38 protein-coding genes are annotated in these 21,363 nt (G+C 51.8%); 35 read left to right on the forward strand and 3 right to left on the reverse strand.

Features of this window, described 5'->3' with window-relative positions:
- The 35 genes from AB3U87_RS21215 to AB3U87_RS21385 all read left to right on the forward strand — a co-directional run.
- Positions 1 to 129, forward strand: a 129-nt coding sequence (locus AB3U87_RS21215; RefSeq protein WP_477181480.1) for an EF-Tu C-terminal domain-related protein, incomplete at its 5' end; no start/stop codon positions are given.
- A gap of 171 nt (positions 130 to 300) precedes the next feature.
- A complete protein-coding gene (bfd, locus tag AB3U87_RS21220) occupies positions 301 to 495 on the forward strand; it encodes a bacterioferritin-associated ferredoxin (protein WP_125290986.1) in 195 nt (64 codons plus the stop codon).
- A gap of 83 nt (positions 496 to 578) precedes the next feature.
- Complete coding sequence (bfr, locus tag AB3U87_RS21225) at positions 579 to 1,052, forward strand: bacterioferritin (protein ID WP_125290985.1); 474 nt, start codon at positions 579 to 581, stop codon at positions 1,050 to 1,052.
- A 329-nt stretch (positions 1,053 to 1,381) separates the two neighbouring features.
- The gene (rpsJ, locus tag AB3U87_RS21230; protein ID WP_001181005.1) at positions 1,382 to 1,693 is read left to right on the forward strand and encodes a 30S ribosomal protein S10; all 312 of its coding nucleotides are present in this window, start codon (positions 1,382 to 1,384) and stop codon (positions 1,691 to 1,693) included.
- Between the two features lie 32 nt (positions 1,694 to 1,725).
- The gene (rplC, locus tag AB3U87_RS21235; RefSeq protein WP_301253465.1) at positions 1,726 to 2,355 is read left to right on the forward strand and encodes a 50S ribosomal protein L3; all 630 of its coding nucleotides are present in this window, start codon (positions 1,726 to 1,728) and stop codon (positions 2,353 to 2,355) included.
- A 10-nt stretch (positions 2,356 to 2,365) separates the two neighbouring features.
- Positions 2,366 to 2,971: a 50S ribosomal protein L4 gene (gene rplD / locus AB3U87_RS21240; protein ID WP_125290983.1), complete on the forward strand. Its 606-nt coding sequence runs from the start codon at positions 2,366 to 2,368 to the stop codon at positions 2,969 to 2,971.
- Positions 2,968 to 3,270, forward strand: coding sequence for a 50S ribosomal protein L23 (rplW, locus tag AB3U87_RS21245; RefSeq protein WP_125290982.1), 303 nt, complete (start codon positions 2,968 to 2,970; stop codon positions 3,268 to 3,270). The genes rplD and rplW overlap by 4 nt, the downstream gene beginning before the upstream one ends.
- Positions 3,271 to 3,287: 17 nt before the next feature.
- Positions 3,288 to 4,109 (forward strand): 50S ribosomal protein L2, encoded by an 822-nt coding sequence (gene rplB, locus AB3U87_RS21250; RefSeq protein WP_125290981.1) that lies wholly within the window; start codon positions 3,288 to 3,290, stop codon positions 4,107 to 4,109.
- Between the two features lie 16 nt (positions 4,110 to 4,125).
- On the forward strand, positions 4,126 to 4,404 hold the full coding sequence (gene rpsS / locus AB3U87_RS21255) for a 30S ribosomal protein S19 (protein ID WP_013204132.1): 279 nt from the start codon (positions 4,126 to 4,128) through the stop codon (positions 4,402 to 4,404).
- A 12-nt stretch (positions 4,405 to 4,416) separates the two neighbouring features.
- Positions 4,417 to 4,749 carry a 50S ribosomal protein L22 gene (rplV, locus tag AB3U87_RS21260; protein ID WP_000447532.1) on the forward strand — a complete coding sequence of 111 codons (333 nt, stop codon included), beginning with the start codon at positions 4,417 to 4,419 and terminating at the stop codon, positions 4,747 to 4,749.
- A gap of 17 nt (positions 4,750 to 4,766) precedes the next feature.
- Positions 4,767 to 5,465 carry a 30S ribosomal protein S3 gene (gene rpsC, locus AB3U87_RS21265; protein WP_002919766.1) on the forward strand — a complete coding sequence of 233 codons (699 nt, stop codon included), beginning with the start codon at positions 4,767 to 4,769 and terminating at the stop codon, positions 5,463 to 5,465.
- Between the two features lie 12 nt (positions 5,466 to 5,477).
- Positions 5,478 to 5,888 (forward strand): 50S ribosomal protein L16, encoded by a 411-nt coding sequence (rplP, locus tag AB3U87_RS21270; RefSeq protein ID WP_002438716.1) that lies wholly within the window; start codon positions 5,478 to 5,480, stop codon positions 5,886 to 5,888.
- A complete protein-coding gene (gene rpmC / locus AB3U87_RS21275) occupies positions 5,888 to 6,079 on the forward strand; it encodes a 50S ribosomal protein L29 (RefSeq protein ID WP_024966580.1) in 192 nt (63 codons plus the stop codon). The genes rplP and rpmC overlap by 1 nt, the downstream gene beginning before the upstream one ends.
- On the forward strand, positions 6,079 to 6,333 hold the full coding sequence (rpsQ, locus tag AB3U87_RS21280; protein ID WP_024966581.1) for a 30S ribosomal protein S17: 255 nt from the start codon (positions 6,079 to 6,081) through the stop codon (positions 6,331 to 6,333). The genes rpmC and rpsQ overlap by 1 nt, the downstream gene beginning before the upstream one ends.
- Before the next feature lie 245 nt (positions 6,334 to 6,578).
- Positions 6,579 to 8,054, forward strand: coding sequence for an 8-oxoguanine deaminase (locus tag AB3U87_RS21285; RefSeq protein ID WP_394150416.1), 1,476 nt, complete (start codon positions 6,579 to 6,581; stop codon positions 8,052 to 8,054).
- Positions 8,055 to 8,359: 305 nt separating this feature from the next.
- Positions 8,360 to 8,731, forward strand: coding sequence for a 50S ribosomal protein L14 (rplN, locus tag AB3U87_RS21290; protein WP_002919748.1), 372 nt, complete (start codon positions 8,360 to 8,362; stop codon positions 8,729 to 8,731).
- A 10-nt stretch (positions 8,732 to 8,741) separates the two neighbouring features.
- Positions 8,742 to 9,056: a 50S ribosomal protein L24 gene (gene rplX, locus AB3U87_RS21295; protein ID WP_020322770.1), complete on the forward strand. Its 315-nt coding sequence runs from the start codon at positions 8,742 to 8,744 to the stop codon at positions 9,054 to 9,056.
- Between the two features lie 14 nt (positions 9,057 to 9,070).
- Positions 9,071 to 9,610: a 50S ribosomal protein L5 gene (rplE, locus tag AB3U87_RS21300; protein ID WP_024966584.1), complete on the forward strand. Its 540-nt coding sequence runs from the start codon at positions 9,071 to 9,073 to the stop codon at positions 9,608 to 9,610.
- A 14-nt stretch (positions 9,611 to 9,624) separates the two neighbouring features.
- Positions 9,625 to 9,930 (forward strand): 30S ribosomal protein S14, encoded by a 306-nt coding sequence (gene rpsN / locus AB3U87_RS21305; RefSeq protein WP_052902737.1) that lies wholly within the window; start codon positions 9,625 to 9,627, stop codon positions 9,928 to 9,930.
- Between the two features lie 30 nt (positions 9,931 to 9,960).
- Positions 9,961 to 10,353 (forward strand): 30S ribosomal protein S8, encoded by a 393-nt coding sequence (gene rpsH / locus AB3U87_RS21310; RefSeq protein ID WP_052902739.1) that lies wholly within the window; start codon positions 9,961 to 9,963, stop codon positions 10,351 to 10,353.
- Positions 10,354 to 10,364: 11 nt separating this feature from the next.
- Positions 10,365 to 10,898 (forward strand): 50S ribosomal protein L6, encoded by a 534-nt coding sequence (gene rplF, locus AB3U87_RS21315; RefSeq protein ID WP_253457742.1) that lies wholly within the window; start codon positions 10,365 to 10,367, stop codon positions 10,896 to 10,898.
- 9 nt (positions 10,899 to 10,907) lie between these two features.
- Positions 10,908 to 11,261: a 50S ribosomal protein L18 gene (gene rplR / locus AB3U87_RS21320; protein WP_004160572.1), complete on the forward strand. Its 354-nt coding sequence runs from the start codon at positions 10,908 to 10,910 to the stop codon at positions 11,259 to 11,261.
- A gap of 14 nt (positions 11,262 to 11,275) precedes the next feature.
- A complete protein-coding gene (gene rpsE, locus AB3U87_RS21325) occupies positions 11,276 to 11,776 on the forward strand; it encodes a 30S ribosomal protein S5 (RefSeq protein WP_004160571.1) in 501 nt (166 codons plus the stop codon).
- A 5-nt stretch (positions 11,777 to 11,781) separates the two neighbouring features.
- On the forward strand, positions 11,782 to 11,961 hold the full coding sequence (gene rpmD / locus AB3U87_RS21330) for a 50S ribosomal protein L30 (RefSeq protein WP_004160569.1): 180 nt from the start codon (positions 11,782 to 11,784) through the stop codon (positions 11,959 to 11,961).
- 3 nt (positions 11,962 to 11,964) lie between these two features.
- A complete protein-coding gene (gene rplO, locus AB3U87_RS21335) occupies positions 11,965 to 12,399 on the forward strand; it encodes a 50S ribosomal protein L15 (RefSeq protein WP_125290979.1) in 435 nt (144 codons plus the stop codon).
- 7 nt (positions 12,400 to 12,406) lie between these two features.
- On the forward strand, positions 12,407 to 13,738 hold the full coding sequence (gene secY, locus AB3U87_RS21340) for a preprotein translocase subunit SecY (protein ID WP_124233601.1): 1,332 nt from the start codon (positions 12,407 to 12,409) through the stop codon (positions 13,736 to 13,738).
- A 32-nt stretch (positions 13,739 to 13,770) separates the two neighbouring features.
- On the forward strand, positions 13,771 to 13,887 hold the full coding sequence (rpmJ, locus tag AB3U87_RS21345) for a 50S ribosomal protein L36 (protein ID WP_004160566.1): 117 nt from the start codon (positions 13,771 to 13,773) through the stop codon (positions 13,885 to 13,887).
- Positions 13,888 to 14,022: 135 nt separating this feature from the next.
- Positions 14,023 to 14,379 (forward strand): 30S ribosomal protein S13, encoded by a 357-nt coding sequence (rpsM, locus tag AB3U87_RS21350; RefSeq protein ID WP_048917626.1) that lies wholly within the window; start codon positions 14,023 to 14,025, stop codon positions 14,377 to 14,379.
- Positions 14,380 to 14,395: 16 nt separating this feature from the next.
- On the forward strand, positions 14,396 to 14,785 hold the full coding sequence (gene rpsK, locus AB3U87_RS21355; RefSeq protein ID WP_034899652.1) for a 30S ribosomal protein S11: 390 nt from the start codon (positions 14,396 to 14,398) through the stop codon (positions 14,783 to 14,785).
- A 32-nt stretch (positions 14,786 to 14,817) separates the two neighbouring features.
- The gene (gene rpsD / locus AB3U87_RS21360; protein WP_004160561.1) at positions 14,818 to 15,438 is read left to right on the forward strand and encodes a 30S ribosomal protein S4; all 621 of its coding nucleotides are present in this window, start codon (positions 14,818 to 14,820) and stop codon (positions 15,436 to 15,438) included.
- Positions 15,439 to 15,463: 25 nt separating this feature from the next.
- Entirely contained in the window at positions 15,464 to 16,453 is a 990-nt protein-coding gene (locus tag AB3U87_RS21365) for a DNA-directed RNA polymerase subunit alpha (protein WP_002919219.1), read from the forward strand.
- Positions 16,454 to 16,493: 40 nt separating this feature from the next.
- Entirely contained in the window at positions 16,494 to 16,877 is a 384-nt protein-coding gene (rplQ, locus tag AB3U87_RS21370) for a 50S ribosomal protein L17 (RefSeq protein ID WP_120458461.1), read from the forward strand.
- A gap of 116 nt (positions 16,878 to 16,993) precedes the next feature.
- Entirely contained in the window at positions 16,994 to 17,377 is a 384-nt protein-coding gene (locus AB3U87_RS21375; protein WP_253457745.1) for a DnaJ family domain-containing protein, read from the forward strand.
- A complete protein-coding gene (zntR, locus tag AB3U87_RS21380) occupies positions 17,365 to 17,787 on the forward strand; it encodes a Zn(2+)-responsive transcriptional regulator (protein ID WP_253457748.1) in 423 nt (140 codons plus the stop codon). The genes AB3U87_RS21375 and zntR overlap by 13 nt, the downstream gene beginning before the upstream one ends.
- A 54-nt stretch (positions 17,788 to 17,841) precedes the next feature.
- Positions 17,842 to 18,147: an alternative ribosome-rescue factor A gene (locus AB3U87_RS21385; RefSeq protein WP_301289652.1), complete on the forward strand. Its 306-nt coding sequence runs from the start codon at positions 17,842 to 17,844 to the stop codon at positions 18,145 to 18,147.
- Here AB3U87_RS21385 and mscL read toward each other — a convergent pair.
- The 3 genes from mscL to rsmB form a co-directional block, all read right to left on the reverse strand.
- Positions 18,080 to 18,490 carry a large-conductance mechanosensitive channel protein MscL gene (gene mscL, locus AB3U87_RS21390; protein ID WP_125290976.1) on the reverse strand — a complete coding sequence of 137 codons (411 nt, stop codon included), beginning with the start codon at positions 18,488 to 18,490 and terminating at the stop codon, positions 18,080 to 18,082. The genes AB3U87_RS21385 and mscL overlap by 68 nt on opposite strands.
- A 140-nt stretch (positions 18,491 to 18,630) precedes the next feature.
- Positions 18,631 to 20,007, reverse strand: coding sequence for a Trk system potassium transporter TrkA (gene trkA, locus AB3U87_RS21395; protein WP_301253468.1), 1,377 nt, complete (start codon positions 20,005 to 20,007; stop codon positions 18,631 to 18,633).
- Positions 20,008 to 20,061: 54 nt separating this feature from the next.
- The gene (rsmB, locus tag AB3U87_RS21400) at positions 20,062 to 21,351 is read right to left on the reverse strand and encodes a 16S rRNA (cytosine(967)-C(5))-methyltransferase RsmB (RefSeq protein WP_370734924.1); all 1,290 of its coding nucleotides are present in this window, start codon (positions 21,349 to 21,351) and stop codon (positions 20,062 to 20,064) included.
- Positions 21,352 to 21,363: the final 12 nt, after the last annotated feature.

Here is a 21,363-nt window from a genome sequence, read left to right on the forward strand (position 1 = left end):
CCAGGCGACAACATCAAAATGGTTGTTACCCTGATCCACCCAATCGCAATGGACGACGGTCTGCGTTTCGCAATCCGTGAAGGCGGCCGTACCGTTGGCGCGGGCGTTGTTGCTAAAGTTATCGCTTAATTGTAGATAACGGCAGAGTTCGCTCTGCTTGCTGATAAAAAGAGCACTTCGGTGCTCTTTTTTTATGGGCGCTATTCAGAAAGCGCAGGGTCAGAAAGGAAACCGCGTTCAGGTTGAAATAAAAACGATTCTCATTTACAATTTGATCGTTATTTGTACCGGAATAAAATTATGTACGTCTGCCTGTGTAACGCCATCAGCGACAAAACCCTTCGTGAAGTGGTTCGCCGCTACCAGCCCAAATCTATCCAGCAGCTGCGCAAGCTCCTCCCTGTGGGCAAGCAGTGCGGCAAATGCCTGCGCCTGGCGCACGACATCATGAATGAAGAGCTGCCGAACGCGCCGCTGTATAAAGAGATTGCCTGATAATCCCCTGCAATTTGTCATGCTTTTTTGACTTCCCGGATTGTGCATCTACGATCTGAATAACCGGAAGCGGAGGAAGCAAGATGAAGGGCGATGCCAAAATCATAAGTCATTTAAACAAACTGCTTGGAAATGAGCTGGTTGCCATCAACCAGTACTTTTTGCACGCGCGGATGTTCAAAAACTGGGGACTGATGCGCCTTAACGATATTGAGTATCACGAGTCGATCGACGAGATGAAACATGCGGATAAATATATAGAGCGCATTCTTTTTCTCGAAGGCCTGCCTAACCTGCAGGATTTGGGGCGGTTACGCATTGGCGAAGACGTTGAGGAGATACTGCGTTCAGATTTGGCGCTGGAACTGGAAGGGGCCAGAGATCTGCGCGAGGCTATCTCTTATGCCGACAAGGTTCACGACTACGTCAGCCGCGATATGATGATCGTCATTCTGGAAGATGAAGAGCACCATATCGACTTTCTGGAAACCGAGCTGGAGCTGATCGCGAAAATCGGTGTGCAGAACTATCTCCAGTCACAAATAAAAGTGGAATAGCAGGGCCCATGTTGCTGAATAAATATACGCCGCCGAAACAGTAACTTCGGCGGCATTTTTGTCTCTGCCGTCCTCTTATCCCTCTTTCATTATCCCCTTCATGCAGCGATGACGGCAAGAAACACCTTGCAAAGCCCGCCCACGTACGTATAATGCGCGGGCCTGTCAGAAATGACGGCCCGGTTCAATCTGAACCGCAGGCGAGCAATTAGCTCCCTGACAATACTCCCAATCGGGGAGTTATGTGCAGACGATTACACTCCCCCATCAATCGTAATGGGTGTGAGTAGTAATTTTTTTCGTTTATAAATAATTGGAGCTCTGGTCTCATGCAGAACCAAAGAATCCGTATCCGTCTTAAAGCGTTTGATCATCGTCTGATCGATCAATCGACCGCAGAAATCGTTGAGACTGCCAAGCGCACTGGTGCGCAGGTTCGTGGTCCAATTCCTCTGCCGACCCGCAAAGAGCGCTTTACCGTTCTGATCTCCCCGCACGTCAACAAAGATGCGCGCGATCAGTATGAAATTCGCACTCACAAGCGTCTGGTTGACATCGTTGAGCCAACTGAAAAAACGGTTGATGCTCTGATGCGTCTGGATCTGGCTGCAGGTGTTGACGTGCAGATCAGCCTGGGTTAATCAGGTCATTGAGCGATTGAGAGGTTGAAACAATGATTGGTTTAGTCGGTAAAAAAGTGGGCATGACCCGCGTCTTCACTGAAGACGGCGTATCTATCCCAGTAACCGTGATCGAAATTGAAGCAAACCGCGTGACTCAGGTTAAGAACCTGGAAAACGACGGCTACACTGCTATCCAGGTAACTGCCGGTGCTAAAAAAGCAAACCGCGTCACCAAGCCTGAAGCAGGCCATTTTGCTAAAGCTGGCGTAGAAGCTGGCCGTGGTCTTTGGGAATTCCGTACCGCTGAAGGCGACGAGTTCACCGTAGGCCAGAGCATTAACGTTGATATTTTCGCTGACGTGAAAAAAGTTGACGTGACTGGCACATCTAAAGGTAAAGGTTTTGCCGGTACTGTTAAGCGCTGGAACTTCCGTACTCAGGATGCTACTCACGGTAACTCCTTGTCTCACCGCGTTCCGGGTTCTATCGGTCAGAACCAGACTCCGGGCAAAGTGTTCAAAGGCAAGAAAATGGCAGGCCAGCTGGGTAATGAGCGCGTAACCGTTCAGAGCCTGGACGTAGTACGTGTTGACGCTGAGCGCAACCTGCTGCTGGTTAAAGGTGCAGTTCCCGGTGCAACCGGTAGCGACCTGATTGTTAAACCAGCTGTGAAGGCGTAAGGGGATAGCAATGGAATTAGTATTGAAAGACGCGCAAAGCGCGCTGACTGTTTCCGAAACTACCTTCGGTCGTGATTTCAACGAAGCGCTGGTACATCAGGTTGTTGTTGCTTATGCAGCAGGTGCCCGTCAAGGTACCCGTGCTCAGAAGACCCGTGCTGAAGTAACTGGTTCCGGCAAAAAGCCGTGGCGCCAGAAAGGTACCGGCCGTGCGCGTGCAGGTTCTGCAAAGAGCCCAATCTGGCGTTCCGGTGGCGTGACCTTCGCTGCGAAGCCGCAGGACCACAGTCAAAAAGTTAACAAAAAGATGTACCGCGGCGCGCTGAAAAGCATCCTGTCCGAGCTGGTACGTCAAGATCGTCTGATCGTTGTCGAGCAGTTCTCTCTGGAAGCGCCTAAAACTAAGCTGCTGGTAGAGAAACTGAAAGACATGGCGCTGGAAGACGTGCTGATCATCACTGGCGAACTGGAAGAGAACCTGTTCCTGGCCGCTCGCAACCTGTACAAGGTTGACGTACGTGATGCAGCGGGTATCGACCCAGTTAGCCTGATCGCCTTCGACAAAGTCGTTATGACTGCTGATGCAGTTAAGCAAGTTGAGGAGATGCTGGCATGATCCGTGAAGAACGTCTGCTGAAAGTACTGCGCTCGCCGCACGTATCTGAAAAAGCGTCTGCTGCGATGGAAAAAACCAACACCATCGTTCTCAAAGTTGCTAAAGACGCGACCAAAGCAGAAATCAAAGCCGCTGTACAGAAGCTTTTCGAAGTGGAAGTGAAGGAAGTTAACACCCTGGTCATGAAAGGGAAAGTTAAGCGTTCCGGACAGCGTATTGGCCGTCGTAACGACTGGAAAAAAGCTTACGTCACCCTGAAAGAAGGCCAGAATCTGGACTTCGTCGGCGGCGCTGAGTAAGTCGGAGGAGAAGAACAATGGCAGTTGTTAAATGTAAACCGACATCTCCGGGTCGTCGCCACGTAGTTAAAGTGGTAAACGCGGAGCTGCACAAGGGCAAACCATTTGCCCCGCTGGTAGAAAAAAACAGCAAATCCGGTGGCCGTAACAACAATGGTCGCATCACTACCCGTCATATCGGTGGTGGTCACAAGCAGGCTTACCGTATTGTTGACTTCAAACGCAACAAAGATGGTATCCCGGCTACCGTTGAACGTCTTGAGTACGATCCGAACCGCTCCGCGAACATCGCGCTGGTTCTGTACAAAGACGGCGAGCGCCGTTACATCCTGGCCCCTAAAGGCCTGAAAGCTGGCGACCAGATTCAGTCTGGCGTTGATGCGGCGATTAAAGCGGGTAACACCCTGCCGATGCGCAACATCCCAGTGGGTTCCACCGTACACAACGTAGAAATGAAACCAGGCAAAGGCGGTCAGATTGCCCGTTCAGCCGGTGCTTACGTGCAGATCGTTGCGCGTGAAGGTTCCTACGTTACCCTGCGTCTGCGTTCTGGTGAAATGCGTAAAGTCGAATCCGACTGCCGCGCGACCCTGGGCGAAGTCGGCAACGCTGAGCACATGCTTCGCGTTCTGGGTAAAGCCGGTGCAGCTCGTTGGCGTGGTGTTCGTCCTACCGTTCGCGGTACTGCGATGAACCCAGTCGATCACCCGCACGGTGGTGGTGAAGGTCGTAACTTTGGTAAGCACCCTGTTTCACCTTGGGGCCTGCAGACTAAAGGTAAGAAGACCCGTAGCAACAAGCGTACTGATAAATTTATCGTACGTCGCCGTAGCAAATAATTTTAGAGGATAAGCCATGCCACGTTCTCTCAAGAAAGGTCCTTTTATTGACCTGCACTTGCTGAAGAAGGTAGAGAAAGCGGTGGAAAGCGGAGACAAGAAGCCTTTGCGCACCTGGTCCCGTCGTTCAACGATCTTCCCTAACATGATCGGTTTGACCATCGCTGTCCATAATGGTCGTCAGCACGTTCCTGTCTTTGTTTCCGACGAAATGGTCGGTCACAAACTGGGTGAATTTGCACCGACTCGTACTTATCGCGGTCACACTGCTGATAAGAAAGCCAAGAAACGCTAACAGGAGGAAGAGATGGAAACTATCGCTAAACATCGCCACGCTCGTTCTTCTGCTCAGAAGGTTCGCCTGGTAGCAGATCTTGTCCGCGGTAAGAAAGTGTCGCAGGCTCTGGACATTTTGACCTACACCAATAAGAAAGCGGCTGTACTGGTCAAGAAAGTTCTGGAATCTGCCATTGCTAACGCCGAACACAACGATGGCGCTGACATTGATGATCTGAAAGTCACGAAGATCTTCGTAGACGAAGGCCCAAGCATGAAGCGCATTATGCCGCGTGCAAAAGGTCGTGCAGATCGCATCCTGAAGCGCACCAGCCACATTACTGTGGTTGTGTCCGATCGCTGAGACTCTGGAGACTAGCAATGGGTCAGAAAGTACATCCTAATGGTATTCGCCTGGGTATTGTTAAACCCTGGAACTCTACCTGGTTCGCAAATACCAAAGAATTCGCTGACAACCTGGACAGCGACTTTAAAGTACGTCAGTTCCTGACTAAAGAACTGGCTAAGGCGTCCGTTTCTCGTATCGTTATCGAGCGTCCGGCTAAGAGCATCCGTGTGACCATTCACACCGCTCGTCCTGGCATCGTGATCGGTAAGAAAGGCGAAGACGTAGAAAAACTGCGCAAGGTCGTAGCGGATATCGCTGGCGTTCCTGCACAGATCAATATCGCCGAAGTCCGTAAACCGGAACTGGACGCTAAACTGGTTGCTGACAGCATCACTTCACAGCTGGAGCGTCGCGTGATGTTCCGTCGTGCGATGAAGCGTGCTGTACAGAACGCAATGCGTCTGGGCGCTAAAGGGATCAAAGTTGAAGTTAGTGGCCGTCTGGGCGGTGCTGAAATCGCGCGTACCGAATGGTACCGTGAAGGCCGCGTGCCGTTGCACACCCTGCGTGCTGACATTGACTACAACACCTCTGAAGCGCACACCACTTACGGTGTAATCGGCGTTAAGGTATGGATCTTCAAAGGCGAGATCCTGGGTGGTATGGCTGCTGTTGAACAACCGGAACCGGCTGCTCAACCTAAAAAGCAGCAGCGTAAAGGCCGTAAGTAAGGAGAGTCGCTGATGTTACAACCAAAGCGTACAAAATTCCGTAAAGTGCACAAAGGCCGCAACCGTGGTCTGGCGCAGGGTACGGATGTTAGCTTCGGTACTTTCGGTCTGAAAGCTGTTGGCCGTGGTCGTCTGACTGCTCGTCAGATCGAAGCAGCACGTCGTGCTATGACCCGTGCAGTTAAGCGTCAAGGTAAAATTTGGATCCGTGTATTCCCGGACAAACCAATTACCGAGAAGCCGCTGGAAGTGCGTATGGGTAAAGGTAAGGGTAACGTTGAGTATTGGGTTGCCCTGATCCAGCCTGGTAAAGTCCTGTATGAAATGGACGGTGTTCCGGAAGAGCTGGCCCGTGAAGCATTCAAGCTGGCAGCAGCAAAACTGCCTATCAAAACCACCTTTGTAACTAAGACGGTGATGTAATGAAAGCAACTGAGCTGCGTGAGAAAAGCGTTGAAGAGCTGAACACTGAGCTGCTTAACCTGCTGCGTGAGCAGTTTAACCTGCGCATGCAGGCAGCATCTGGCCAACTGCAACAGACTCATCTGTTGAAAAATGTTCGCCGTGATGTTGCACGCGTTAAGACTTTACTGACTGAGAAGGCGGGTGCGTAATGACCGATAAAATCCGTACTCTGCAAGGTCGTGTGACTAGCGACAAAATGGAGAAATCCATTGTTGTAGCTATCGAACGTTTCGTGAAACACCCTATCTACGGTAAGTTCATTAAGCGTACGACTAAACTGCACGTACATGACGAGAACAATGAATGTGGTATCGGCGACAAGGTTGAAATCCGTGAATGCCGTCCACTGTCCAAGACTAAGTCCTGGACCCTGGTTCGCGTTGTAGAGAAAGCGGTTCTGTAAGAACTTCTTCTCTCTGAAAAACCCCCGCTTGCGGGGGTTTTTTCTTTTCTGCTCTCCCGCTTTTCCCTCTGCAAAACCCTCATCAATGAATGCTCGCCGATTGCGGCAGCCGCCCGATGATCCCGATCACGTTTAATCTTTCCATAATGCTTAAGATAAGCTTATCGTTCGGCGCTGCCGGACGGACTTGCGCAGGGCGCGTGGGTAGTCAGCCCTGTATCGGGAATACGACATGGAAAGTAATTATGCACAATCAACCAGACCAGACCCGTCGGCTGCTGCTGACTCTACCGCTGCTTGCCGCTTCCTCTAAACTTTTTGCCGTCTCGCCCTCTGCGGCCCCGGCTAAAGAGCATCATCCCGTAAAACCTGGCCGGACGCTGCTGCTGAAAAACGCCGATATGATTGCCACTATGGATCACGAAAGGCGAGAGATCCGCCACGGCAGCATACTGATAAAAGGCAATGTTATTACGGCGGTCGGCAAAGCCGAAGAGCTACCGCAGCAGGCAGATGAGCTCATCGATCTGAAGGGACACATTGCCATTCCCGGGCTGATCAATACCCATCACCATATGTACCAGAGCCTGACGCGGGTCATTCCTCCTGCCCAGGATGGCGAGCTGTTTAAATGGATCAGCAACCTTTATCCCATCTGGCAGAAAATGACGCCGGAGATGATCCGCGTTTCGACCATGATGTCGATGGCCGAGCTGATCCTGTCCGGCTGCACCACGACCAGCGATCATCTTTACCTTTATCCTGGTGGCTGTAAATTAGATGACAGTATTGAAGCCGCCGCCCGGATGGGAATGCGTTTTCATGCCAGTCGCGGCAGCATGAGCCTGGGGCAGAGCAGGGGAGGACTGCCGCCGGATTCCCTGGTGGAAGACGAAGCGGCAATTTTGACCGACACCCAGCGGGTCATTGAGCGTTATCACGACGCCCGACGCGGCTCGATGCTGCGGATCGTAGTGGCGCCTTGCTCGCCTTTTTCCGTCACTCAGGATTTAATGAGGGAGTCGGCCAGCCTGGCGCGCAGCTATAAAGTGTCTCTGCACACTCATCTGGCGGAAAACGATAACGACGTTCGCTATAGCCAGGAAAAATTCAACCGTACGCCGGCGCAGTATGTTGAAGAGCTGGGCTGGGTCGGGCATGACGTGTGGCATGCCCACTGCGTGAAGCTGGATGATTACGGCATTAACCTTTTTGCCCGCACCGGCACGGGCATTGCACACTGCCCCTGTTCCAATATGCGGCTGGCCTCCGGTATCGCACCAGTAAGAACCATGCTCAATGCCGGCGTGAATGTGGGGTTGGGCGTGGATGGTTCGGCGTCAAATGACACGGCGGATATGATCGCGGAAGTGCGTCAGGCGATGCTGTTGCAGCGGGTTGGCTTCGGCCCGGATGCGATGACGGCCAGACAGGCGCTGGAACTGGCGACGCTTAACGGCGCAAAAGTGTTGAACCGTGACGATGTCGGCGCCATTGCGCCCGGTATGATGGCGGATATCGTCGCTTTCGATCTGAATCGTCCCGGCCTGGCAGGCGCCGGACACGATCCGCTGGCGGCGCTGGTCTTTTGCAATCCGGGAACGGTAGCTTACAGCGTGATTAATGGCAGAGTCGTGGTCGAGAAAGGGCAGATGACGGTGATGGATTTGGACAAAACCGTTGCGCAGCACAATGCGCTCGCCGCCAGGCTTTATCCCTGAACAGTGAAAATCGGCACAAAAGACGGTCAGAAAACCGTCTTTTTTACGAGCCGTTTCCAGAATTACGCCTTTAAACACCCATCAAGCTGAAGAAGTGTGCAGATTACGATTGCTACCGGGTGAACAATTCCTTAGAATGTCGCGTTCCTCAATTTAGAGGATCAAATATCGACTCGATATGAGTCGTTTATTTTTTCTACCCATATGCGAGATGCGGTGTTATAATGCTGCGCCCTCAATAATGGGGCTTTTATACGACCTGAATCAGGTCCCGAAGTAGTAGTTGACATTAGCGGAGCACTAAAATGATCCAAGAACAGACTATGCTGAACGTCGCCGACAACTCCGGTGCACGTCGCGTAATGTGTATCAAGGTTCTGGGTGGCTCGCACCGTCGCTACGCAGGCGTAGGCGATATCATCAAAATTACCATCAAGGAAGCAATTCCTCGCGGTAAGGTTAAGAAAGGTGATGTGCTGAAGGCGGTAGTGGTGCGCACCAAGAAGGGTGTTCGTCGCCCGGACGGTTCTGTCATTCGCTTCGATGGTAATGCATGCGTTATTCTGAACAATAACAGCGAGCAGCCTATCGGAACGCGTATTTTTGGGCCGGTAACTCGTGAACTTCGTACTGAAAAGTTCATGAAAATTATCTCTCTGGCACCAGAAGTACTCTAAGGAGCGAAAAATGGCAGCTAAAATCCGTCGCGATGACGAAGTTATCGTGCTGACCGGCAAAGATAAAGGTAAGCGCGGTAAAGTTAAGAATGTCCTGTCTTCTGGCAAGGTCATTGTTGAAGGTATCAACCTGGTGAAGAAACATCAGAAGCCGGTTCCGGCTCTGAACCAACCAGGTGGCATCGTTGAAAAAGAAGCCGCTATTCAGGTTTCCAACGTTGCGCTTTACAACACTGCCACCGGCAAGGCTGACCGTGTAGGCTTTAGATTCGAAGACGGCAAAAAAGTCCGTTTCTTCAAGTCTAACAGCGAAACTATCAAGTAATTTGGAGTAGTACGATGGCGAAACTGCATGATTACTACAAAGACGAAGTAGTTAAGAAACTCATGACTGAGTTTAACTACAATTCTGTCATGCAAGTCCCTCGGGTCGAGAAGATCACCCTGAACATGGGTGTTGGTGAAGCGATCGCTGACAAGAAACTGCTGGATAACGCAGCAGCTGACCTGGCAGCAATCTCCGGTCAAAAACCGTTTATCACCAAAGCACGCAAATCTGTTGCAGGCTTCAAAATCCGTCAGGGCTATCCGATCGGCTGTAAAGTAACTCTGCGTGGCGAACGCATGTGGGAGTTCTTTGAGCGTCTGATCTCTATTGCTGTACCTCGTATCCGTGACTTCCGTGGCCTGTCCGCTAAGTCATTCGACGGTCGTGGTAACTACAGCATGGGCGTTCGTGAGCAGATCATCTTCCCAGAAATCGACTATGACAAAGTCGATCGCGTTCGTGGTTTGGATATTACCATTACCACTACTGCGAAATCTGACGATGAAGGCCGTGCTCTGCTGGCTGCCTTTGACTTCCCGTTCCGCAAGTAAGGTAGGGTTACTTCATGGCTAAGCAATCGATGAAGGCACGCGAAGTCGTTCGCGTAAAACTGGCTGATAAATACCGCGCTAAACGCGAGGAATTAAAAGCTATCATCTCTAGTGTGAACTCTTCCGACGAAGATCGTTGGAATGCGGTTCTCAAGCTGCAAACTCTGCCGCGTGATTCCAGCCCGTCCCGTCAGCGTAACCGCTGCCGCCAAACTGGCCGTCCACATGGTTATGTGGGCAAATTCGGGTTGAGCCGTATCAAGCTGCGTGAAGCCGCCATGCGCGGTGAAGTGCCTGGCTTGAAAAAGGCTAGCTGGTAATTACCAATTGAATCACGGGAGTAAAGACAGATGAGCATGCAAGATCCGATCGCGGATATGCTGACCCGTATCCGTAACGGTCAGGCCGCGAACAAAGTTGCGGTCACCATGCCTTCCTCCAAGCTGAAAGTGGCAATTGCCAACGTGCTGAAGGAAGAAGGATATATTGAAGAATTTAAAATCGAAGGCGACACCAAGCCAGAACTGGAACTGACTCTTAAGTATTTCCAGGGCAAGGCTGTGGTAGAAAGCATTCAGCGTGTAAGCCGTCCAGGTCTGCGTATCTACAAACGCAAAGACGAACTGCCAAAAGTAATGGCTGGACTGGGTATCGCTGTTGTTTCTACCTCTAAAGGTGTCATGACCGATCGTGCAGCGCGCCAGGCTGGTCTTGGTGGCGAAATTATCTGCTACGTAGCTTAACGGAGGAAAGAATGTCTCGTGTTGCTAAAGCACCTGTCGTCATTCCTGCCGGCGTAGAGGTAAAACTCGACGGTCAGGTTATTTCGATTAAAGGTAAAAACGGCGAGCTGACTCGTACTATCAACAATGCTGTAGAAGTTAAGCATGCTGACAACACTCTGACTTTCGCACCACGCGAAGGTTTTGCAGACGGTTGGGCACAGGCTGGTACTTCTCGCGCACTGCTGAACAGTATGGTTATCGGTGTTACCGAAGGCTTCACTAAGAAGCTGCAGCTGGTTGGTGTAGGTTATCGTGCGGCCGTGAAAGGCAACGCTGTGAGTCTGGCCCTGGGCTTTTCTCACCCTGTTGAACACGCGCTGCCAGCGGGAATCACTGCTGAATGCCCAACTCAAACTGAAATCGTGCTGAAAGGCGCTGATAAGCAGATGATTGGACAGGTTGCAGCCGATCTGCGCGCCTACCGTCGTCCTGAGCCTTATAAAGGCAAGGGTGTTCGTTACGCCGACGAAGTCGTGCGTACCAAAGAGGCTAAGAAGAAGTAAGGTAACACTATGGATAAGAAATCTGCTCGTATCCGTCGTGCGACCCGCGCACGCCGCAAGCTCAAAGAGCTGGGTGCAACTCGCCTGGTGGTACATCGTACCCCGCGTCATATTTACGCACAGGTAATTGCTCCAAACGGTTCTGAAGTTCTGGTTGCTGCTTCTACAGTAGAAAAAGCAATCAGTGAGCAACTGAAGTACACTGGAAACAAAGACGCCGCCGCCGCTGTTGGTAAAGCAGTTGCTGAGCGCGCAATCGAAAAAGGCATCACTGGTGTTTCTTTCGACCGCTCTGGTTTCCAATATCATGGTCGTGTCCAGGCACTGGCAGATGCTGCCCGTGAAGCTGGCCTACAGTTCTAAGGTAGAGGTGTAAGATGGCACACATCGAAAAACAAGCTGGCGAACTGCAGGAAAAGCTGATCGCGGTAAATCGCGTATCGAAAACCGTTAAAGGTGGTCGTATTTTCTCCTTCACTGCACTGACAGTGGTAGGCGACGGTAACGGTCGCATCGGTTTTGGTTACGGTAAAGCGCGTGAAGTTCCAGCAGCGATCCAGAAAGCGATGGAAAAAGCTCGTCGCAATATGATCAATGTCGCGCTGAACAACGGCACCCTGCAGCACCCTGTTAAAGGTGTGCACACAGGTTCTCGTGTGTTCATGCAGCCGGCTTCTGAAGGTACCGGTATCATTGCCGGCGGTGCAATGCGCGCCGTTCTGGAAGTCGCTGGGGTTCATAACGTTCTGGCTAAAGCCTACGGTTCCACTAACCCGATTAACGTGGTTCGTGCAACGCTGGATGGCCTGGCCAACATGAATTCCCCAGAAATGGTCGCTGCCAAGCGTGGCAAATCCGTTGAAGACATTCTGGGGTAATGACCATGGCTAAGACTATTAAAATTACTCAAACCCGCAGTTCGATCGGACGTTTGCCGAAACACAAGGCAACGCTGCTTGGCCTGGGTCTGCGTCGTATTAACCACACCGTAGAGCGTGAAGACACGCCAGCTGTACGCGGCATGGTTAACGCGATTTCCTACATGGTTAAAGTGGAGGAGTAACAGATGCGTTTAAATACTCTGTCTCCGGCCGACGGGTCTAAACACGCTTCCAAGCGTCTGGGTCGTGGTATCGGTTCTGGCCTCGGTAAAACCGGCGGTCGTGGTCACAAAGGTCAGAACTCTCGTTCTGGCGGTGGCGTACGTCGTGGGTTCGAAGGTGGCCAGATGCCTCTGTACCGTCGTCTGCCGAAATTCGGTTTCACCTCTCGCAAATCTATGGTTACGACAGAAGTTCGTCTGTCTGACCTGGCGAAAGTTGAAGGCGGGATCGTCGACCTGAACACGCTGAAAGCGGCCAACATTATCGGTATTCAGATCGAATTCGCTAAGGTTATCCTGTCTGGCGAAGTCTCTGCTCCGGTAACGGTTCGCGGTCTGCGTGTCACTAAAGGCGCTCGTGCTGCAATCGAAGCTGCTGGCGGTAAAATTGAGGAATAAGTAGCAGATGGCTAAGCAACCGGGATTAGATTTTCAAAGTGCCAAAGGTGGTTTTGGCGAACTAAAACGCAGACTTCTGTTTGTGATTGGTGCGCTGATTGTATTCCGCATTGGCTCTTTTATTCCAATCCCTGGTATCGATGCCACTGTACTTGCCAAACTGCTTGAGCAACAGCGTGGCACCATCATTGAAATGTTCAACATGTTCTCTGGTGGTGCTCTGAGCCGTGCTTCTATCTTTGCTCTGGGTATTATGCCGTATATTTCGGCCTCGATTATTATCCAGCTGCTGACCGTGGTTCATCCCGCGCTGGCAGAAATAAAGAAAGAAGGGGAGGCTGGCCGTCGTAAGATTAGCCAGTACACCCGCTACGGCACACTGGTACTGGGCATATTTCAGTCTATCGGTATTGCTACCGGTCTGCCGAATATGCCTGGAATGCAGGGCCTGGTGTTAAACCCAGGCTTTGCCTTCTACTTTACCGCTGTTGTCAGCCTGGTGACCGGGACAATGTTCCTGATGTGGCTGGGTGAACAGATTACTGAGCGGGGTATCGGCAACGGTATCTCCATCATAATCTTCGCTGGTATTGTTGCGGGACTGCCGCCGGCCATTGGCCATACCATCGAGCAAGCGCGGCAAGGCGACCTGCACTTCCTCCTGTTGCTGTTGGTTGCAGTTCTTGTATTTGCAGTGACCTTCTTCGTTGTTTTCGTTGAGCGTGGTCAACGCCGCATTGTGGTGAACTATGCGAAACGTCAGCAAGGCCGTCGTGTCTATGCTGCGCAGAGCACACATTTACCGTTGAAAGTGAATATGGCAGGGGTTATCCCGGCAATCTTTGCTTCCAGCATTATCCTGTTCCCGGCGACCATAGCTTCATGGTTCGGGGGCGGAACCGGTTGGAACTGGCTGACGACTATTTCAATGTATTTGCAGCCTGGTCAACCGCTTTATGTGTTACTCTATGCGACTGCAATCATCTTCTTCTGTTTCTTCTATACGGCGTTGGTTTTCAACCCGCGTGAAACAGCAGATAACCTGAAGAAGTCTGGTGCATTTGTACCAGGAATTCGTCCGGGAGAACAGACGGCGAAGTACATCGATAAAGTAATGACTCGCCTCACGTTAGTGGGTGCGCTCTACATTACTTTCATCTGCCTAATCCCGGAGTTCATGCGTGATGCGATGAAAGTTCCATTCTACTTCGGCGGTACTTCACTGCTGATCGTAGTTGTTGTCATCATGGACTTTATGGCTCAAGTGCAAACTCTGATGATGTCCAGTCAATACGAGTCTGCATTGAAGAAAGCAAACCTGAAGGGCTACGGCCGTTAATTCAGGCGCTTGAGAAGTTACGGAGAGTAAAAATGAAAGTTCGTGCTTCCGTCAAGAAATTATGTCGTAACTGCAAAATCATCCGTCGTGATGGTGTCGTACGTGTGATTTGCAGCGCCGAGCCTAAGCATAAACAGCGTCAGGGCTAATATTTTTCTTGCAAAGTCGGGTTGAGCTGGCTAGATTAGCCAGCCAATCTTTTGTATGTCTATGCGTTTCCATTTGAGTATCCTGAAAACGGGCTTTTCAGCATGGGGCGCATATTTAAATAGTAGGAGTGCATAGTGGCCCGTATAGCAGGCATTAACATTCCTGATCATAAACATACTGTTATCGCACTAACCGCGATCTTCGGTATCGGCAAGACCCGCTCACAGGCTATCTGTGCATCAACGGGAATCGCTGAAAATGTTAAGATCAGTGAGCTGTCTGAAGAACAAATCGACATTCTGCGTGACGCAGTTGCAAAGTTTGTTGTTGAAGGCGATCTGCGTCGTGAAGTCACCCTGAGCATCAAGCGTCTGATGGACCTTGGTTGCTATCGTGGTTTACGTCATCGTCGTGGTCTTCCAGTGCGCGGTCAGCGTACCAAGACCAACGCACGTACCCGTAAGGGTCCGCGTAAACCGATCAAGAAATAATCGGGGTGATTGAATAATGGCAAAGGCACCAGTTCGTGCACGCAAGCGTGTAAGAAAGCAAGTCTCTGATGGCGTGGCTCATGTCCATGCATCTTTCAACAACACCATCGTGACCATTACCGATCGTCAGGGTAACGCGCTGGGTTGGGCAACAGCCGGTGGTTCCGGTTTCCGTGGTTCTCGTAAATCTACGCCGTTCGCTGCACAGGTTGCCGCTGAACGTTGCGCAGACGCCGTGAAAGAGTACGGTATTAAGAACCTGGAAGTTATGGTTAAGGGTCCTGGTCCAGGCCGCGAATCAACGATTCGTGCTCTGAACGCTGCTGGTTTCCGCATCACTAATATTACTGATGTGACTCCGATCCCTCACAACGGTTGTCGTCCGCCGAAAAAACGCCGCGTATAACGCTCGTTTTTTAGGAATGTTGGAGAAAGAAAATGGCAAGATATTTGGGTCCTAAGCTCAAGCTGAGCCGTCGTGAAGGTACAGACCTCTTCCTGAAGTCTGGCGTTCGCGCGATTGATACCAAGTGTAAGATTGAACAAGCCCCTGGCCAGCACGGTGCGCGTAAACCGCGTCTGTCTGACTATGGCGTACAGTTACGTGAAAAGCAAAAAGTTCGTCGTATCTACGGCGTGCTGGAGCGTCAGTTCCGTAACTATTATAAAGAAGCAGCACGTCTGAAAGGCAACACCGGTGAAAACCTGTTAGCTCTGCTGGAAGGTCGTCTGGATAACGTTGTTTACCGTATGGGCTTTGGCGCCACTCGTGCAGAAGCACGTCAGCTGGTTAGCCACAAATCCATCATGGTAAATGGTCGCGTTGTTAGCATCGCTTCTTATCAGGTAACTCCGAATGACGTTGTTAGCATCCGTGAGAAAGCCAAAAAGCAGTCTCGCGTGAAAGCCGCTCTGGAGCTGGCTGAGCAGCGTGAAAAGCCAACCTGGCTGGAAGTTGATGCAACTAAGATGGAAGGTGTGTTCAAACGTATTCCTGAACGTACCGATCTGTCTGCGGACATTAACGAACACCTGATCGTCGAGCTTTACTCCAAGTAAAGCTTAGTACCAAAGAGAGGACACAATGCAGGGTTCTGTGACAGAGTTTCTAAAACCGCGCCTGGTAGATATCGAGCAAGTGAGTTCGACGCACGCCAAGGTGACCCTTGAGCCTTTAGAGCGTGGCTTTGGCCATACTCTTGGTAACGCACTGCGCCGTATTCTGCTTTCATCAATGCCGGGTTGCGCGGTGACCGAGGTTGAAATTGATGGTGTACTACATGAGTACAGCACCAAAGAGGGCGTACAGGAAGATATCCTGGAAATCCTGCTCAACCTGAAAGGGCTGGCGGTAAGAGTTCAGGGGAAAGATGAAGTTATTCTTACTCTGAATAAATCTGGCATTGGCCCTGTGACTGCAGCCGATATCACCCATGATGGTGATGTCGAAATCGTCAAGCCGCAGCACGTGATCTGCCACCTGACTGATGAGAACGCGGCTATCAGCATGCGTATCAAAGTTCAGCGCGGTCGTGGTTATGTGCCGGCTTCTGCCCGAATTCATTCGGAAGAAGATGAGCGCCCGATCGGTCGTCTGTTGGTCGACGCCTGCTACAGCCCTGTAGAGCGTATTGCCTACAATGTTGAAGCAGCGCGTGTAGAACAGCGTACTGACCTGGACAAGCTGGTCATCGAAATGGAAACCAACGGCACTATCGATCCTGAAGAAGCGATCCGCCGTGCGGCAACCATTCTGGCTGAACAACTGGAAGCTTTCGTTGACTTACGTGATGTACGTCAGCCGGAAGTGAAAGAAGAGAAACCAGAATTCGATCCGATCCTGCTGCGCCCTGTTGACGATCTGGAATTGACTGTCCGCTCTGCTAACTGCCTTAAGGCAGAAGCTATCCACTACATCGGTGATCTGGTACAGCGTACCGAGGTTGAGCTGCTTAAAACGCCTAACCTTGGTAAAAAATCTCTTACCGAGATTAAAGACGTGCTGGCTTCTCGTGGTCTGTCTCTGGGCATGCGCCTGGAAAACTGGCCGCCCGCTAGCATCGCTGATGAATAACCCGATCACAGGTTAAGGTTTCACTGAGAAGGATAAGGTCATGCGCCATCGTAAGAGTGGTCGTCAACTGAACCGCAACAGCAGCCATCGCCAGGCTATGTTCCGCAACATGGCAGGCTCTTTGGTTCGTCATGAAATCATCAAGACGACCCTGCCAAAAGCGAAAGAGCTGCGTCGTGTAGTTGAGCCGCTGATTACTCTTGCCAAGACCGACAGCGTAGCTAATCGTCGTCTGGCATTCGCCCGCACTCGTGATAACGAGATCGTGGCAAAACTGTTTAACGAGCTGGGCCCGCGTTTCGCGAGCCGTGCCGGTGGATACACTCGTATTCTGAAGTGTGGCTTCCGCGCTGGTGACAACGCTCCGATGGCTTACATCGAGCTGGTTGATCGTCCAGAAGCTCAAGCAGAAGCAGCAGAGTAATATCTGCCGCAATCTGGAAAAACCGGGCGTATGCCCGGTTTTTTTATATCTGAAATTTCCCCTCCCTTTTACAACGCGCTATCCTGTTTGTTCTTTCCCCCGTCCACGAGGTCATGATGTGGTTATTTGACCAGCTGGTAGAACAGCACATTGCTGAAGCCCAAAAAAAGGGTGAATTCGATAATCTGCCCGGTAGCGGTAAAAAGCTGGCGCTGGATGACGACAGCCACGTGCCGCCCGAACTGCGCGCGGCGTATCGCCTGATGAAGAATTCCGGTTTCCTCCCGCCCGAGCTGGAAATGCGTCGCGAAGCGGTGGAGCTCAACGAACTGCTTGCCGGTATCGAACCCACGGATGAGCGCTATGCTCAACATGCTAAACACCTCGCGCTTTTAGAAAGCAAGCTCAGGCAGGCAGGAATGAGTACCGACTTCCTCAGGAGCGAGTATGGCGGGCAATTACAGCAGCGGCTTTTTGGAGAAAAGGCATGTATAAAATAGGTCAGCTGGCGAAACTGGCGGACGTAACGCCCGATACGATCCGCTATTATGAAAAGCAGCAAATGATGGATCATGAGATCCGTACGGAAGGCGGTTTCCGGCTCTATAGCCAGAACGATCTTCAGCGGCTGCGGTTTATTCGTTATGGCAGACAGCTGGGCTTTAGTCTGGAAGCCATTCGTGAACTGCTTTCGATCCGCATCGATCCTGAACACCATACCTGTCAGGAGTCGAAAACTATTGTGCAAACGAGACTGCAGGAAGTCGAAAGCATGATCGCTGAACTGCAACATATGCAGCGTTCACTGACCAGGCTGAATGATGCCTGCTGCGGGACGGCTCACAGCAGCGTTTACTGCTCTATACTGGAAGCGTTAGAAAAAGGCGCGCTGGCCCCGACGGCGGATTGATCTTTTGCCGTTTGAGTTCTATATTCATTGCCGATTCAACCATAAGGAAGGTATATGACTAAATATCAGCACAAGAAAGGCACCATTCGCGATAACGCGCTGGAGGCTTTACTACACGATCCGCTGTTCAAAACGCGTATCGAAGCAAATAAAAAAGGCAAAGGCAGCTATCGGCGTAAGGACAAGCACGTAGCCCGGGAGGCCAGTGGTAAAGCAGACTTTACCACTGGCCTTCTGCTTTCAGGCCATAAAAAAACCGCCCTTGAAGGCGGTTCTTTTTTTACTGGTACTGTCAGATCTGACCGTTTTTCTGCTTCAGCAAATCACGGATTTCAGTCAGCAGCGTTTCTTCCGCGCTGATTTTAGGCGCAGGCTTTTCAACTTCTTTCTTCTTGTGCAGCTTGTTCATCAGCTTAATAGCCAGGAAGATAGCGAAAGCCACGATGATAAAATCAAAAACGTTCTGTAGGAAGATACCGTACTGCATCACAACCGCAGGCGCATCGCCGACGGCAGGTTTCAGTACCCAGCCAAACTGTTTAAAGTCTATTCCACCAATCAATAATCCCAGCGGCGGCATAATAATGTTCGCCACTAAAGAAGAAACGATCTTACCGAATGCGGCACCAATAATTACACCGACCGCCAGATCGACAACGTTGCCGCGCATAGCGAAATCGCGAAACTCTTTGAATAAACTCATTGTTATCTCCTTTCCTGTGCCAGTGAGTAAGTCTAACAAACGAACCGGCTTTTGCCATGTTAACGGCGGAGAAAAACAAGACGGGTGAAAAGAGCAGCGCTAAGGGGTAACACGGCGCCAGTCCCTGGCAGCGCGAAGCGTTATAAAAAGAACGGGCTGGGCTGGAACAGTCTTTCCACGTCTGGCACAAATTTCTTGTCGGTCAGGAACATGATCACATGATCGCCTTGTTCGATCCGCAGATTGTCGTTAGCGATCATTACATCATCGCCGCGCACAACCGCGCCAATAATAGTCCCCGGCGGCAGCTTGATATCGTCAATCGATCTGCCGACAACGCGCGAGGTGGTTTCGTCCCCATGCGCGATCGCCTCGATCGCTTCGGCCACGCCACGGCGCAGCGAGGAGACGCCGACAATATCGGCCTTACGCACGTGGCCCAGCAGCGCAGAAATCGTCGCCTGCTGCGGCGAGATGGCGATATCGATCACGCTGCCCTGCACCAGATCGACGTAGGCTTTTCGCTGGATCAGCACCATCACTTTCTTCGCGCCCATCTTCTTCGCCAGCATTGCCGACATGATATTAGCTTCGTCGTCATTGGTAATGGCAATAAAAAGATCGATCTGATCGATATGCTCTTCGGCCAGCAGTTCCTGATCCGACGCATCGCCGTAAAAGACGATGGTGTTTTGCAGCAGCTCGGCCAGCTCGGCGGCGCGCTGCTGATTACGTTCAATCAGTTTTACGCTGTAATTTTTTTCCAGCCGCTGTGCCAGACCCGATCCAATATTACCGCCGCCAACAATCATAATGCGCTTATAGGGCTTTTCCAGACGCTGGTATTCGCTCATTACGGCACGGATATGCTGGCTTGCGGCGATAAAAAAGACCTCGTCGCCTGCTTCCACAATCGTTGAACCCTGCGGACGGATAGGGCGGTCCTGACGGAAGATAGCGGCGACGCGCGTATCAATGTGCGGCATATGCTCACGCATGATCGCCAGAGGATTACCGACCAGCGGCCCGCCATAATAGGCTTTTACTACCGCCAGGCTGACCTTGCCTTCGGCGAAATTGACCACCTGTAGCGCGCCCGGATACTCGATTAGCCGGTAAATATTGTCGATAACCAGCTGTTCTGGCGAGATCAAATGATCAATCGGCACGGCTTCCGGGATAAAGAGCCGCTCGGCATCGCGCAGATAGTCCGGCGCGCGGATACGGGCGATACGGTTTGGCGTATTAAAAAGAGAGTAGGCTACCTGACAGGCAACCATATTGGTTTCGTCCGAGCTGGTTACCGCTACCAGCATATCGGCATCTTCCGCGCCCGCTTCACGCAGCACCCGTGGATGGGAACCGTGGCCCTGCACAACGCGTAAATCGTATTTATCCTGTAACTGACGCAGGCGACCGGAATCCGTATCCACCACGGTAATATCGTTGTTTTCACCTACCAGGTTTTCGGCAAGCGTGCCGCCGACCTGACCGGCGCCAAGAATAATGATTTTCATTGTGCTTCAGTCTGTTCAGGAAAATGGATTAGGCCGGACGTGCCGGCCGCTACGTTATTTTTTTACCAGCTTCGCATAATAAAACCCGTCACCGCCCTGAGCATCAGGAAAAACCTGAATCCCTGGCTGCTTTTCGTCACCGGTATCACTCAGCGTAGCATCAGTATGACGCGCTAAGAATGCCGCAACCTGCAGATGGTTTTCTTCCGGCAGAACCGAACAGGTAGCATAGAGCAAAGTCCCGCCGGGCTTCAGATGTGGCCAGACAGCATCCAGAATTTGCTGCTGAATAGCCGCCAGTTCGGGAATATCGCGGTCGCGACGCAGCCATTTAATATCCGGATGACGACGAATAACGCCGGTTGCCGAGCATGGCGCATCCAATAAAATGCGATCGAACTGCCTGTCGCCGCACCATTGTTCAGGCGCTGTCCCATCGCCGACTTTCACTTCGGCAGTCATATTCAGCCGCTGCAAATTTTCGCTGACCCTGGCCAGCCGCTTTGCATCGATATCTACGGCCAGCACGCTGGCTTCAGGCGCGGCTTCCAGAATATGCGTGGTTTTACCGCCCGGCGCGGCGCAGAGATCCAAAATCGTTTCGCCGTTTTGCGGATCGAGCAAGGCGACACAGCCCTGGGCAGAGGCATCCTGTACCGTTACCCAGCCCAGATCGAATCCGGGTAGCTGCGAGACCGGGCAGGGAGCTTCAAGCCGTAGAGCATCCTTGTGCACCGGATGCGGCTCGGCATTTTTACCGGCTTCCTGCAGCAGCGTCAGCCACGCTTCACGGCTGTGATGCTGTCGATTAACGCGCAGCCACATTGGCGGGCGCTGGTTGTTAGCGTCCACGATTTGCGGCCACTGCTCGGGCCAGGCGTTTCTGAGCCTTGCCAGCAGCCATTTTGGATGCAGGTACTGCTGATCGCCTTCGGCCATCGCCGTCGTCAGTTCCTCCTGCTTGCGCTGGAACTGGCGCAGTACGCCGTTGATCAGCCCCTTCAACTGCTGCCGTTTGAGTGCGACCGCGCCTTCCACCGTCTCCGCCAGCGCAGCGTGAGCAGGGATACGGGTAAACATCAGCTGGTAAAGACCCACCATAATCAGGAAATGAAGGGCGCGTTGCTTTCCGGTAAGCGGGCGCTCCATCAGCTGACTGATAACCCACTCCAGCTGCGGCAGCGTACGCAACACGCCATAGCAAAGCTCCTGTAGCAGCGCGGCGTCTTTTTCCGCCAGCAATTTTTGCGCGACAGGCAGCACGGTGCTTAATGACTCGCCACGCTCGACTACTTTCTCAATAGTCTCGGCAGCCACGCTGCGCAGATTGGTATTTTTTTTCATAGGATCGCTTTA

Origin of the sequence: Erwinia plantamica, assembly GCF_043420595.1 — a bacterium.
Lineage (GTDB): Bacteria > Pseudomonadota > Gammaproteobacteria > Enterobacterales > Enterobacteriaceae > Erwinia > Erwinia aeris.